The sequence below is a fragment of the Bacteroides sp. HMSC067B03 genome (assembly GCF_001811315.1).
GTDB lineage: Bacteria > Bacteroidota > Bacteroidia > Bacteroidales > Bacteroidaceae > Bacteroides > Bacteroides faecis.
In genome coordinates, this window is the sequence record NZ_KV804283.1 from 19450 (window position 1) to 34334 (window position 14885).

Annotated in this window: 9 protein-coding genes and 1 riboswitch; of the genes, 3 read left to right on the forward strand and 6 right to left on the reverse strand. The window is 42.3% G+C overall.

The features are described from left to right. The first annotated feature begins 84 nt into the window (after window positions 1–84). Window positions 85–870, forward strand: coding sequence for a phosphonoacetaldehyde hydrolase (gene phnX, locus HMPREF2794_RS03285; protein WP_010539182.1), 786 nt, complete (start codon window positions 85–87; stop codon window positions 868–870). A 39-nt stretch (window positions 871–909) separates the two neighbouring features. After that, complete coding sequence (locus tag HMPREF2794_RS03290) at window positions 910–1998, forward strand: 2-aminoethylphosphonate--pyruvate transaminase (RefSeq protein WP_010539181.1); 1089 nt, start codon at window positions 910–912, stop codon at window positions 1996–1998. 109 nt (window positions 1999–2107) lie between these two features. On the opposite strand, the gene HMPREF2794_RS03295 is transcribed toward HMPREF2794_RS03290, so the two are convergent. The 3 genes from HMPREF2794_RS03295 to HMPREF2794_RS03305 form a co-directional block, all read right to left on the reverse strand. Further along, complete coding sequence (locus tag HMPREF2794_RS03295; protein WP_022301360.1) at window positions 2108–3520, reverse strand: MFS transporter; 1413 nt, start codon at window positions 3518–3520, stop codon at window positions 2108–2110. Window positions 3521–3645: 125 nt separating this feature from the next. After that, window positions 3646–4113: an anaerobic ribonucleoside-triphosphate reductase activating protein gene (gene nrdG / locus HMPREF2794_RS03300; protein WP_010539179.1), complete on the reverse strand. Its 468-nt coding sequence runs from the start codon at window positions 4111–4113 to the stop codon at window positions 3646–3648. A 211-nt stretch (window positions 4114–4324) separates the two neighbouring features. Continuing rightward, window positions 4325–6724 (reverse strand): anaerobic ribonucleoside triphosphate reductase, encoded by a 2400-nt coding sequence (locus tag HMPREF2794_RS03305; RefSeq protein WP_070750906.1) that lies wholly within the window; start codon window positions 6722–6724, stop codon window positions 4325–4327. Window positions 6725–6751: 27 nt separating this feature from the next. After that, a riboswitch (cobalamin riboswitch) is annotated at window positions 6752–6939 on the reverse strand. Window positions 6940–7180: 241 nt separating this feature from the next. Between HMPREF2794_RS03305 and HMPREF2794_RS03310 the strand changes: the two genes are divergently transcribed. Then, a complete protein-coding gene (locus HMPREF2794_RS03310) occupies window positions 7181–7585 on the forward strand; it encodes a hypothetical protein (protein WP_070750908.1) in 405 nt (134 codons plus the stop codon). 710 nt (window positions 7586–8295) lie between these two features. Here HMPREF2794_RS03310 and HMPREF2794_RS03320 read toward each other — a convergent pair. From HMPREF2794_RS03320 to HMPREF2794_RS03330, 3 genes are read right to left on the reverse strand one after another with little or no spacing between them, the layout of a single operon-like run. Beyond that, window positions 8296–8730: a hypothetical protein gene (locus HMPREF2794_RS03320; protein WP_010539175.1), complete on the reverse strand. Its 435-nt coding sequence runs from the start codon at window positions 8728–8730 to the stop codon at window positions 8296–8298. A 15-nt stretch (window positions 8731–8745) separates the two neighbouring features. Then, the gene (locus HMPREF2794_RS03325; protein WP_070750910.1) at window positions 8746–11940 is read right to left on the reverse strand and encodes a DUF6443 domain-containing protein; all 3195 of its coding nucleotides are present in this window, start codon (window positions 11938–11940) and stop codon (window positions 8746–8748) included. A 16-nt stretch (window positions 11941–11956) separates the two neighbouring features. Then, window positions 11957–14818, reverse strand: coding sequence for a hypothetical protein (locus HMPREF2794_RS03330; protein WP_240052946.1), 2862 nt, complete (start codon window positions 14816–14818; stop codon window positions 11957–11959). Window positions 14819–14885 lie beyond the last annotated feature (67 nt).

Sequence of the window (14885 nt, forward strand, 5' to 3'; positions counted from 1 at the left end):
TTGCCGGACCTGCATTTACCGGCCCGAAGAAGGAGACGAGTAGAACAGAAAGAAAATTGAATCAATAAATTATATAAAGCAAGAATGAAAAAAATTGAATGTATTATTATGGATTGGGCGGGTACGGCTGTCGATTACGGATGTTTTGCTCCTGTTGCCGCCTTTATGGAAGCCTTTGCGGAAAAAGGGCTGGTGATTGACGTCGTACAGACCCGTAAGCCTATGGGATTGCCGAAAATTCAGCATATCCGCGAGCTGCTTTCAATGCCCGAAGTGAACGGACAATTTGTGGCCCGCTATCAGCGTGCATGGACCGAAGAAGACGTGGTGGAACTGAACCGTCTTTTCGAAAAGCACCTGTTTGCCTCGCTCGAAAACTATACCGACCCTATCCCGGGCGTTATTCCGACATTGGAAAAGCTGCGTGCCGAAGGTCTTAAAATCGGCTCCACTACCGGATACACCCGTGAAATGATGGATGTCGTTCTTCCGGCTGCACAGGCAAAAGGGTATCGCGTGGATTATTGCGCTACTCCGAACCTCCTTCCTTCCGGTCGTCCGGCTCCTTACATGATTTTTGAGAATCTGACGAAGCTGGCTGTCCCCAGTCTGGATGCCGTAGTGAAAGTAGGAGATACGATTGCCGATATCAAAGAAGGGGTGAACGCGAAAGTGTGGAGCGTAGGCGTGATTCTCGGCAGTAACGAGATGGCACTTACCGAAGAAGAAACCCGGTCGATGCCTGCCGGCGAACTGGAGGCCCGCATAGCGGAAGTGAAAGAGCGCATGCTTGCCGCAGGTGCTTCTTACGTCATTCGCACGATAGAGGAACTGCCCGCTTTGATCGACAAGATCAATGCCGGAAGATAAGGAAAAGAACATTATTCATTTTAAAAAGAACATCACATTATGAAACCATATTTATTACTGACTCCCGGACCTCTTACTACCTCAACCACCGTTAAAGAAGCTATGATGACCGACTGGTGTACATGGGATGAAGACTACAATCTCGGCATTGTGGAGGAACTGCGCAAAGAACTCGTATCCCTCGCCACTCAAAAGACGGAAGACTATACCTCGGTTCTTCTGCAAGGCAGCGGTACCTACTGCGTGGAAGCTGTGCTGGGCGCAACCATCACTCCCAAAGATAAACTGCTGATTTGCAGCAACGGAGCTTACGGCGACCGCATGGGAAACATTGCGGAGTACTATCATCTCGACTACGACATGTTGGCTTTTGAAGAGACGGAGCAGGTATCTGTGGAGTATGTCGACGATTACCTGAGCAATAATTCAGATGTGACTCACGTTGCCTTCGTACATTGTGAAACGACTACCGGCATTCTGAATCCGATCAAAGAACTGTCACACATCGTCAAGATGCACGGCAAGAAACTCATAGTCGACTGTATGAGCAGCTTTGGCGGTATCCCGTTGGATGTAAACGAATTAGGTATTGATTTTCTGATCAGCAGCTCCAATAAATGCATTCAGGGTGTGCCGGGTTTCGGATTCATCATCGCCCGTCGTTCGGAACTGATGCGTTGTAAAGGTGTTGCCCGCTCGCTTTCTCTGGATATCTACGACCAATGGGAGGCGATGGAGAAAGGACACGGCAAATGGCGCTTTACCTCGCCGACCCACGTCGTTCGTGCTTTCAAGCAGGCTCTGACGGAGCTGATCGAAGAGGGTGGGGTAGAGGCCCGTTACCGGCGTTACTGCGAGAATCACCGTATTCTGGTGGAAGGCATGTGCTCTCTCGGCTTTGTCACGCTGCTTGACGACAGCCTGCAATCGCCCATTATTACCTCTTTCCTCTATCCGCACGACGGTTTTGACTTCAAGGCATTCTATCTGGCATTGAAGAGCAAGGGCTTTGTCATCTATCCGGGAAAGATATCGAAGGCAGATACGTTCCGTATCGGTAATATCGGCGACGTACATCCGGAGGATTTCCGCCGCTTGGTAGAAGTGATTCGTGATACGGAATATTAATCCGTATCCGATAAGAGATTAGTTGTCATTCAGTACGTAGTGAAGAGTCTGCTCTCTGTGTGTATGGGAGAGGAGATTCTTTGCTGCGCTACGGATGACATCTTTTTTGTCATGGCCGATTCGTTTCCCTCTTCAGCGTAGATGGTTGCGACAGCCGCAGGCTACTGACAACAGCCGCCACAGCGGCAAACCCGCTTCCAACCATCAGGCAGACAGCCGTACTCCGGTCGTGCACGACAAAACTGAAAAGCAATGCTACCAATGTAGTACCGAACGTTTGCCCCAGCAATCGTGCCATCCCCAGCATTCCGCTGGCACCGCCCGAGCGCTGTGTCGGAGCGGAAGAGATGATCGTGCTGTTATTGGGAGTCTGAAACAGTCCGAAGCCCGCTCCGCAAAGCATCAGACGAAGAATAATACTGATATCGGACGACTCGGCGGTAAGCCCCGAGAGCGAGAAGAGTCCGACGGCAAATAATACCATGCCGATGCTTCCCAATATCCCCGGATGGATGCGCTCTACCAGATAACCTGCCAGCGGAGCCGTCACAAGAGTTGCCAGCGGCCACGGAGTCAGCAGCAATCCCGTCATGACTTCGCTATGTCCCAGCGTATTCTGAAGGAAGAACGGAAGAGACACCATCGCTGCCATCTGAGCGATAAACGAACAGATGGATGTCAGAATGGACAACCGGAAAATCGGTATCCGCAACAGGTCCAGCGGCAGTAACGGAGTGGTTTGAGTGAGCTGCCGCCGTACGTAAAACGTTCCGACGATGGCCAATATAATCAGCTGCAAGACAAGAAAATCCATCTCTTCGTGATGCGCGAATCCGTCCAGTGTATAAATCAGTAATCCGAAAGTGATGGCATTGGCTATGGCACTTACGAAGTCAAACTTCCGCTTCGTGCGCTCTTCCTGTCTCGGCAAATGCTTGATGCCCAGCAGTAATGCTGTAATTCCCAGCGGTACGTTAATGGCGAACAGCCAGTGCCAGCTGGCTATCGAAAGAATACCGCTTGCCACCGACGGACCTGCTGCCGCTGAGATCGCCACTACCATCGCATTGATTCCCATTCCCCGTCCGATCTGGCTTTTGGGGTAGACGTAACGTAGCTGCGCCGTATTCACACTTGTGATAGCCGATGCGCTGAATCCCTGGAAGATACGTGCGATTGTCAGCGTCCAGAATGAATCGGACAAGGCACAAATCAGTGAAGTGATACAAAACAGACCGATGCCTGACAGAAACACTTTCCGATAACCGATAATCTCTCCCAAAGAAGAAAAAGACAGCAAAGAAACAACGATGGCCAACTGATAACCATTGATAATCCAAGTAGTTACGGCAGGTGAGGTCCCGAAATCGTGCGAAAGCGTGGGGAGTACAATATTAATAATATTGACATCGAGCACCGACATACAAAGAGCGAAGCCGATGGAGACCACTGCCCAGATACGTCTCGGCATTGGCAGTCCATCGGTTTCATCTATAGGAGTGGTATTATTTGTTTGTATCATAAAAAACTTATTCTTGTAGAACTTGATTTTGTCTGTAAATGTAAACAAAACAACGAACTACGTGTTTCAAGTTTCTTTGAAATATAAGTTTTTTTAGCGCGGAAGGTCCGGTTGTAGCTGTTCAATTATCTGGCTTTGTTCAGTTTCAGTATCCGCTGATTGCTGCTTCCCCGAAACTCCAGATAAGGGGAGAAGAGCGCCTGTTCGAAACGCCCGTCCACCAGTACATCTATATATGGCAGACTGGCATTCAAACGTGGATTGGCTTGGATCTCTTCATAGGTATATCCCGTATAGCACCAGATATTCATTCCCGTTTCCTCCTTCACCCGTTTGACGAAAAGCAGGAACGCTTCCGGATGATAAAAAGGATCTCCCCCGGAGAAAGTCACCCCGTCCAGCAGCGGGTTAGCTTTGATTTCCCGGATGATCGATTGAATCCGTTCCTCCGTCAGCGGTTTCCCGGCCTCCGGATTCCAACTTTCCGGGTTGTGGCAGCCGGAACAGTGATGGGAACATCCGGCAAGGTAAATAGAATACCGAATGCCTTCACCGTCAACGATTGTTTCGGGATAAGTCCCTAATAAATTCATAGCCTCAAAAAATGAAGAATTAAAAATGAAAAATTAAGAATGAAGCGCACAAAGAAATGAAGAATTAGGAACGAAGAATGAAGAGAACAAATTAATTAAGAAATTAAGAATGAAGAATACCCCTTGATAAACAGTTTAATACCATTACCCTGCAAAGTAATTCTTCATTCTTCATTTCTCCGTTTTTTTGTTCCTTATTTAATTCTCCTCATTAGTTTCCTCCGTGTTTTACGCGGTCCTTCTCTTCCGCCCGTTTGGCAGAGTTCCAGGAGCTGAGGTCTCCTGTCAGATAACCGGTGATGCGGCGCATACGCAAAATATTTTCGCTTTGGCATACCGGACACTTGTCGAAGATAACCCCTTTGTATCCGCAGTTGTGGCAGGGATCTACCGGGGGGTTGATGGAGCCGTAGCCTATGTTCTCATCGTGCATCACCTTTACAATTTTGGCGATGGCGCGTACATTCTTCTGGGCTTCTCCGTCCAGTTCCACATAAGTGATGTGGCCGCCGCCGGTGATAGCGTGGAACGGGGCTTCACGTCTGATTTTCTCCACGATGCTAATTGGTTCCTTCACGTCAACATGGAATGAGTTAACGTAGTAATCACGGTCCGTAACTCCCGGAATTTTACCGTATTTTCTGCGGTCCATTTTGGTGAAACGTCCGGAAAGTCCTTCAGCAGGGGTGGCTAGCACAGAATAATTCAGGTTGTATTTCGCTTTATATTCGGCCACTACTTTGTTCATTTCCGTTACAGCTTCGTACAGCGTGTCCCAAGCCTTCTGGCTGTGTCCGTGACCTTCGCCGTAGAGGGCGACCATCGCATTGTGTCCACCGATAAAACCGATTCCCAGCGTACCGCTGCGCAGTACGTCGCCTACCTGTTCGTTCGGATTCAGTGCGGCTCCGCCTTTCCATACGTCGTTGCCCATCATGAACGGGAACTGGCGGGCCAGAGCAGTACGCTGATACTGATACCGTTCGTAAAGCTGGTCGGCTACAAGAGTGGCCATATTGTGCACAGATTCCATGAAGATCTCTTTCGCTTTCTGCTCGATAGCATCCTTGTTGCGTTCGTCCTCTATCAGATTTTCCGCTTTGATGCGGGCTTCGATGGCAAGACGCGGCATATTCAGCGTAGTGAATGAAAGGTTTCCGCGGCCCAAAGAAGACTTTTCTCCTGCCACATTTTCAAATACGCGGGTACGGCATCCCATGGTTGCCAGTTCGTAGATGTAACGTTTCGGGTCATTGGCTTTCCATTTCTCGTTTTTGTTGAAAGGAGTGTCGAGGAACATGAAATTCGGGAAAAGAGCTTTTGCCGTTGTCTGGCAGGCCTGTAGCAGCAGGTCGAAGTTCGGAGCCTCGTAAGTGGACTTCATGGCGTCTTCGATCTTTTCCATTTTCATCGCTTTCTCGAAGTCCTTTTCCGAGTAGGAAACTCCATCCTTCACCTTGAATATCTGAATGGGGAATACGGGCACTTCGCCACGTGTTCCGAGTCCTTCGATGGTAGCTTTCAGCAGCTCTTCGATCACGAGGCGTCCTTCGGCAGAAGTATCCGTTCCGTAGTTGATGGAGCTGAACACTACCTGGTTGCCGCCGCGTGAGTGCATGGTGTTCAGGTTGTGGATAAAGCCTTCCATGGCCTGATGCGTATCTTTTCTTGTTTGCTGATAAGCCTTTTCTGCGATGCGTGTCAGGTGTTCCTTATCTATAATGATTTGCAGGGCTATCAAGGCGATGCGCAGTGCTTCGCGTTCTGCTTCTGTTGACTTGATAGACGACAGATGTTCTTTTATCAAGGTACGGATCGCTTTTTCGTCCGCCTGAGTTCCGTTCTCCATTGCCACATAGAAGTTGATGAACGAAGCCAGATGTTTGCGGAATGATTTAGCTACTCCTTTTGCCATGAAGAAGTCGAAGGCGGGGATTGCCTGTCCGCCGTGCTGCTCGTTCTGGTTGGTCTGGAAGATGATTGTTGCAAGCGTAGCGTAGCTTTGGATGCTCTGCGGTGTGCGGATACTGCCGTTTTTGGTGCGGAAGCCGCGTTCAAAGAGGTCGTCCATGTCGTACTGGATGCAGGTCGTCGTCTTTGTCGGATAATAATCAAGGTCGTGGATATGGATGTCGCCTAACTGGTGTGCTTCGGCAAAACGCTTCGGCAACAGATACTTATAGGTATAATCTTTGGTAACTTCCGAGGCGAATGTCATCATTTGTCCGGCGGGCGTGTGGCTGCTCATATTGGCGTTGCTCAGGTTCACATCGTTCTTGTCGATAGCGACGATGCCGTCCATCACATGCTTCATCTGGGTTTTCTTGTCTCTTTCCGTGTTTCTCCATTCGCGGTAGATGATGTATTTCTTCGCCACTTCGGGGCGAACCTTCATCAATGCCTTTTCTACTAAGTCCTGTATTTCCTCCACGGTGATTGTGGGGTTGCTGAACTGACTGATCACACTCATCGTGACGTCAGCAATCAATTGCTGTTCGTCCTGAATGCCTGTTGCACTGAATGCTTTGCTGATTGCATTCTTGATCTTACTGATAGAGAAATCTTCTCTTTTACCATCACGTTTGATGATACAAATTTCCGCGTAGTTCATAACTTTAACTCCCGAAAGTGATTAATAATATGTTTATTTGATTCCGGCAGGTCTTCTGACTTATCTCTCCCTCGCAGCGCCTTCCCACATTAGCTGATGCAGTGGCATCGTGTGCGGATTCATCGAGAATTACAGCAGCGGGTACTGTCGCCGATTTGCACAGCGTTCCCTCATTGACTAAACCTCTTTTTAGTTCCGAAACCGGATACAAAGATAGAAGATTATCCAATAGCTTGGGTAGCTTTTAACATTAAATTTTTGGGAAACTTTTCTTTCTTGCTGATACAGAAAGTTTTCCGTTTTGGATAACTTTTAAGGAATGATTCTTGCTAAAGATATTAGTTTTTCTTCTCTGCTATATTGAAATAATCGGACTCTCGTATAAGTATCACATGGCTCATAATTGTACTTATTAGAGGACTCACGCTTTTATCGGACTTAAAAAAGATAGACGAAATGAAGATTTTAAAAGATTTGCATACTGGTAGAAAGAAGTTTTCCAGAGTTGAGCGGATGCATTTTTTGCAAGAGTTGGAAGAAGAACTGAAAGTTTATTATCTCTCTTATACTGAGACAGTAAATAGGCCTTATTCCGAACAGGAACAAGAGATTATTGTCCGGATTATCAAGATGCTGATTCGTCAGCTTCGGGGTACATCCAAGTTTCAGTTGTTTAGCAGGAGAGGTGCAAGACGTAAGTCCGAAGATCCGGATGATGTGGAAGAGCGGGAAGAACGCCGGAAGGAGCAGACAGACGAGATACGTTTGAAACATACTAACCTTTATTCGTACAATCCTCTTTCCAAGAAATATAAAGCGAAGAAGGAAGAACTGCTCCGGAATCTGAAAAGGGAGTTCTAGTCTTCCGGATGTTTCATTGAGAACGTCCGGGAGGTAACAGGAAGAGTAGACCGGCAAATGCGTATGTATTGTGAGTCCCTTGCGTTTGTTGAGTCTGCTCTTCTTTGTTTATCTTCTATTTATTCCTTTTCTGTTTTTTATGTTCCTGCTTTTTCCGATAGGCTTCTTCTAATGTATATTTGTTTACTTTCATTGTTGTTTTATATCCAAGGAATAATCCTGTTAAAAGTAACATCAGATAATTGTATAATATAGACTTAAACTCTAAACTGAAGGTTATATATATTACAAAATACCAGCAATAAATTTGCGGTATTATTATTTCGGAGTTCAAATATAATGTCCGGATCATTCCTTTTTCTTTCAGAGGCTGTTTAGGTGTCTTTATATATGGAAACAGATAACTCATCATTCCACCTATTGCAATAATTGCTCCCCAAAGCATGACTACTATTACAATAGTATGCTTTAGGTAGTAATATTTATAAAAAAAAGAGGAAAACATGAAGCAAGGAATTATTATGACGCAAAACCATGAAGTAAGTTTCTCATATATTGCTATAAAAAGATGTCTCATATAACTATAAATTAATCGTTAAAACAAATTATTTCCATCATTCTTTTGTGATTTTATATACCTTGATATGGGTTAATTATGTTCTAATTGCCCATATCAAGGTAGGAGACTGGTAAATCCTAGTGCATAAGAGTTATTTATTTATTTTCTTTTTACTAACTCGATTTAAAATATATAAGTTGGCTTTTATTGCTATTCGATTTCCAAGAAATAATCCTAGTAAAAGTAGCATTAAATAATCAATATATATGGATTTTCGAGCGAAGAAAATAATATATGCTGCTGCACAGTAATAATATAACATATCAATGTTTTGATGAAACTTGAAACAAGCTGTTTGAATAATATCATTAGTTTCTACTTCCTTTCCCTTTGGATGTTTATTCCTCTCAAAGTAATTTAATATCTTACCTATCAACCATATTATCCATGAAATTAATAATAATATCATGATAATAAACATAAACTCAAATTCTCCTAAGTCAGGATGAAAAAAACAATAGATAATCATTAAAATGCTGTTGAGTATGGTTATCTTCTTGAATATTTCTATAAAAATATTTCCCATATATTGTTTAATGTGTTAATCTTTAAGTTGTTCTATTATCCATTCAAAAATATCTCTTATATAGTTTGTAGAATATTCTTCCTTTCCGACAACTTGATTAGTATGAGCATCATATGCATCTTGAGTAGGATCGGGAGTTGTTAATTCTAAAGCTGTTCTGGCTATACCCGAACCTATTAAAACTTTTTTTCCTGCTTTTCCTATTTTACTTTTATCATTAGGATCCCTTTTAGGAGCCGGATCGCCATTAGGCATCATTCCTGACACGTTGGTATCTATACTGTTTGCTACGTTTGCCTGATTCTTGTCTAAATTTTCTTTAGCTTTTCTGTCTCTTTTCCTCTGATGATTGTATTCAGGACTGACAGCGCTCTTTACCTGATAATACAAGAGAGAGCCAAAGGTATAAGACATCTTAGGCGCATCTGTAATCATTTGCCCTAACTCCGCGAACTTGTCTGATGTATGCCTCATTATTTGTTGATCTGAAGGCAAGTTATAGCTTTGAGTTCTCGTCAAAGGGTAATAGAACGGGAGAGGACCATAGGGTGTCGGGATCGCTACTCCTTGTTTGCCGTCCGGATCTATATGTGTAACTGGATTATTAAAGCAATACCCATAAGGAGTATTTGAATAATTCTTTTCACTTGACGGATCTGCTACATGCCATCTTCCCAACGCTGCATCATACATTCTTGCCCCATAATCATACCAATCCAATCCATTCTTTCTGTCCAATTCTTTGCTATTATACTTAAAAGGTTGGACAGATGAAGTCGAAGCGAATACTCCTCCGAACGGATAATAATGATTAACCTCATCTACATTATTATTCTCGTCTATAACCACCCGATTATTTCCTTGATGGTCTTGCAAGAAATAGTGATGAACAGCATCCGCAAGGGTTACATATCCTACCTCTGTCAGCAGTTTGACAGGAATTCCATTTTCATAGATCACGTTGCCGCAATAGTCTGTAATAAGTGTATCCTTATCTGTCACATGTGTAGTACGAAGTTTGGCTCCTTCCGGACTATAGAGATAAGAAATGTTACTTCCGTTCTCAAACTTTATGAGGCTTGGCAAATTTAAGTAATTATATTGGATATCAGTAATTTTTTTGTTTAAATCTCTTTTTAGATTGCCACTGATGTCATAGGAATATTCTACAGATTTGTCAGCACCGTTTGAAAATTCGAAGCTACCTGCGTATGCCGAATTTGCAGCATTGTCTTTAACAGAGAGCAAACGGTTGCCATTATAACTCAGTGAGAGATCATCTATTAAACCATAATCATTCTGTGATGTTTGACCGAAACGTTTCAAGCCCAGAATATTTCTATTTTTATCATAACCGGTTATTTGTTCGTTGAAACGGTTTAAATTCATGCTGAGATTATTCCCTTCTCCGTATATTGCATCTTTCATTCGGTTTAAACCATCATAACTAAATTTATACCCGGATATTCCTGACGAAGCAGTCTGCCAAGTCATACTACTGACATTTCCATTATAACAGGGGGTTCCTGCCCCGTCTGTATAGTGCAACTTTTGTTTGAAGAACGGACTGTCAATACTTATCATCCAATTACGAATGTTGTAATCGTAGGTTAAAGCTGTTGTTCCATTATTCAGCTTCACGCTTTTAAGCCGGCACAGATTGTCATATTCATTTTCTGATAATATGGTGTCTTGTTCGCCATTCAGACGATATATCACTTGTTTCAACCGTTCTCCATTGTCATATACATAGTCGTAATACTCTGTTATTACAGTGTTTTTGTCAGAATCGAGATGTAGATGAACGTGTCCTTTTGTTGATCCCGAGAAAGTATAAGAATAAAAATCGATATCATATCCTCCCAGATGGTTTGTTCCTCGTTGCTGGATTATACGTCCTTTTTTATCATAATAGAGGGCTGTTAATAGATAGTTATTGTTATCTAGATAGGAACGTTTCCCTGACTGTAATCCGACAGGATTTAAAGTAGGAACAGAAAACTCTTTTTCTTTATTCTTCAACCATGATGGGAAATCCTTAAAGCTATATTCTAGGGATAACCGTGTAGGCTGACTTTCGAAGTCTGCAAGAAAACTATAATCATCATAATAGTTCACCTCTTTAGGGTTAGTAGAAACCATTCCTAACAGATCATGAATAATATAGCCGGTGTCCATGGCACCTCCTCCTTGGTGTCGTTCGGCATATACTAATACATTTGAGATTGCCGGGGCGTTGAGTGACGAACTAATGCCAATTCCCTTTATCACCTCGCGTCCCTTTTGGTCGGGGACGGAGAATATCCATTCAAATTGCCGTTGTTGAAGTCGATTTTGGAGAAATATTAATCGGTCAGCTTTGTCATAAGCATAGCGGTTGGTGTCTCCGGTTTTTTTCTTCATGATACAGTGATTGCGGTTGTCATAACTATATTGATAGGCATACAAACTCAAATCATGAGATTCCTGATACATGGGAGGCAATACATAACATAGATTCCCTTTAATGTCATACACATAATACGTATCATACTGTTTTGATCCATCCATTTCCCGATTCAGAATAGTCCTGTCTTCTTTGTCTATGAATGTGTATAATGACTTTCCGTCTTCATCCGTAGTCTGTATTACTCGCAGTTCTCTCGGATCATATACACTTTCTTCAGATAAAGTCCCTTCATCATTAATTTGATAACGGATGCAGTTTAAGGCTGAAGTCGTATCGTTTGCTAAATATTGTGTATGAACAGGATTTCTTTTCCATGCTTCTCCCACATCTTGCTGAAGTATAATTCTGCTTTCGGGAAAGTGGTCGTACTCGGTATATTGATAAGGAGCATTGTCTGCATACTGTTTTACAGTACTGTTGAAAGGATCGGAAAGAAAAGCTCCGTTGTTTCCTTGAGCATGAAGCGGTAACCATTTTTTGGATATCCGGCCCATAGAATCATACGCAGAAGTAGATACCAAATCTCCTTTTGTGGGAGAAATTCCTTGAGATACAGTTTGAATAGGCTTACCTAATCCATCAAAATACTGAAACTCCTGAAGCATGGAATCGGCATTGGGAGAAAGCATCGTTTGTGTATGGACAAAGCTCCTGTTGATATTCAGCGAGTCTGCGTTAGTTGTTGTAAAGGGAAGATTCTCATTTCCCGATAAAGCCGAGCAAATCGGCAATAAAAGCATTAAAGCAAATATATTCTTCATAATTCATAAGCTTTATTTAATTATTATTTTCTGAACCGTAATGGTAATCATACCGAGAGATAACATTCTTGTCATTGTCCTTCACACACTGGAGCCGTCCTGCTTTGTCATATTCGTAATAAGTCTTAATCCCTCTGATATCGGTCACAGAAGTCATTCCTATTAAAGGCTTATACTCATATCGGGTTTTCAATCCATCTTTTTCTATGGTAACCGGATAGCGGTTATTATATCCCCAAACGTAAGAAGTGACACTTCTGTCTTTAGCTGTTTGCCGTGTTAAGTTTCCCCATGAATCGTATGCGTCATTGTGGAAGTCGGAATCAACAAAATCCAGATTAAAGTCTTTCCATTGAGGAAGTTGGTCATAGGCGGTTTTTCTTATTTCTTCCAGTTTTATCAGCTTGTCGTATTTTTTATATTTGTTATATTCTCCGCTTATTACTGTTTCAAAACTATCTGATTCTTTTTGAATAGTGAGTGCTTTTCTTACTGGCATACTGGTGAGAAAAGAGTCCACCATCATTTTTTCTATATCCGAAGGAGTAGTCATATCTTCCGGATATTCTATTCGCTCTCTTAATATATCACCATTGCTCAAAGTGGTCAATATACAATTCAGCCGACCGAGGGAGGACTTGAATTCGTATTCCCTTTGGGTTGTAAAAACTTTCCCGTTTGTATATTCTTTTGTCGTTTTACTACCGATCTGTGCTTTATCTACCACTTCTATGGCATCAATATAGAATACGTCGCCTGCTGTTTTTACATTTTTGATATTTTCAGTTTGATAACCGAATATAGGATGCCATTTTCCTCCTGGGTTCAGATAAGTAAATTCTTCTGAATAAATAGTATCTCCATTAAATGTTGTATAGAGTGATTCGAGAAGACCTCTTTTGTGGGCATTCGAATGAAGGCGGGAGAGAATAAATCTTGCCATACCGGAATTGGAAGAATTTATTCGCTGACCAGGAATGAAGTGGAGGCTTAGTGCATCTATCTGCGAGTAATCACCAATGAAAGGGTCGAAAGAATTTTTATATTTATATTCCGTCATACTACCATCTGATTTTTTCTCTACTACTCTGGCATATTCTATATGAGGACCCTCCAAGGAATAAGTTGCCATATCCTGAACATTTCCTCTGTTTATATAATAGAGCTGATTGGATATCACTGTGGTATAATCTAAACGATATCTAGGCATCTTTAGTAAAATGCCTGAACTGCTTCCGTCTAAATTCTGATATGTAAACTCCCGGCGGTTGCACTCACCGGTTTCCGTATAATCGCTGATCGTTTTTACTCGTACCCCTCCTGCCTGCTTGTCGACTGGTACTGATCGAATGACGTACTGATCCATTGCACGTTTGGAATAAGTATTACCTTCATATTCATACGTGGTATACCCACCAGTAGGATATGAAATCTGTTTGAGCATGCCAAGCTGGGAATATAGAGCATTCGCTTCGCGTTGACTGCTTGTTATCACTTCTTTTTTATCCTTATCTGTTGTTGTAGAAGGAATGAAGTTGTTGATGCCGATTAATAACTGTCCATTATAATATCCCCAATGATCTACGGCACATGTGCCATTGAAAGGAAATACCAATATTGATGGAAACTCATCTACTCCTATATAATTCATTTTATAAATCTTCCCTTCTCCGAAATCAACCTCCTTTAAGAATAAGACTTTATTTTTATCCGCAGAATACTGATAGCTTAAATCGCAATGTAGTATTTGTTCTGTAGTCGGAGACAGGGAGTTGACCGTCACGGATGACAACTTTAGCAGTGCAGGCAAATCATGTGGATTGCGATCTGCTCCATATTTTTCTGACTGTTTTGAGGTATAGTCTAGTTGAATACGGCATACATCCCCCACTAAGATACTTTCCAGATAAGTAGGAAATTGAGACACAGTACTAGATTCATAGTATGAAGCCGATCCTCCGGATTGAGTCGATACTATCTTGTAATTAGGTGAGGGCATCATGTTTTTAATGATTCCCCGACTTGTATAGTCTCCTGATCGGTATATCAAAGATACTTTTCGTCCATTAGGTGCTATGATTTTTGTTAACTGCCAGGATATGACAGTTCGTTCCACACTTTTTTCTGAGATACTACATTCCCGATCATATAATCCGGACTGATCTCCTCCGAATATATATTTGTATCCATCATTGGTGGTGATTTCAAAAGAAGAAATTGGACTGTTTTGAAAATTGAATACTTTGATCTTAAAGTTGTCTCTTGCAGTGTTTGTATTGTAAATACATATTTTCTTGTTTACATCAAACTGAAAACTACCCTGATACCCCATAAAATTGAAGTGAAAAATGTCCGGAGTACTCTCGTACATAGCCGATGATGGCTTTGAAGGATCATACAGATAAACAAAAGGCTCATCAATAGTACTTATGTTATGAAATTGCTTTCCGAGTAAAAGAGGATTCGTTATGCTTTCATTAACAGGAACAGAACGATGGTAATCATAATAGCCGGCCATCGCGATATCATGGTTCTCATCCGGAATTCCTACTACTGTACGAGTGATAACTCCACCCGTATTCAGATACCATCCTTGCCCTAAAATGCCGGTTTGATGATTGGCAACCAAGCCATTGGATGCATATTCTAAACTTATGGGGATTTCAAAGTCGTTATCTTTATAAGTATAGACAGGAATAGAAACTCCCGTTGTACCCGTATATAAATCGACCGGATTATTTCCGTACCGAACAAAACTTTGAGTTTGCGGAGTCTGGATCGTTTCCTCTACTGAGAATATTGTTTGTGCCTGAGCCGTAAGTACGAGACAACAGGACATACATAAAGTAATAAGTTTATATTTTAATAAATAATTCATATGTTATTATTTTAAAGATTGATACTATTAATACCTTGTGAAAAGGGAAGAAAGTCTTCCCTTTCAC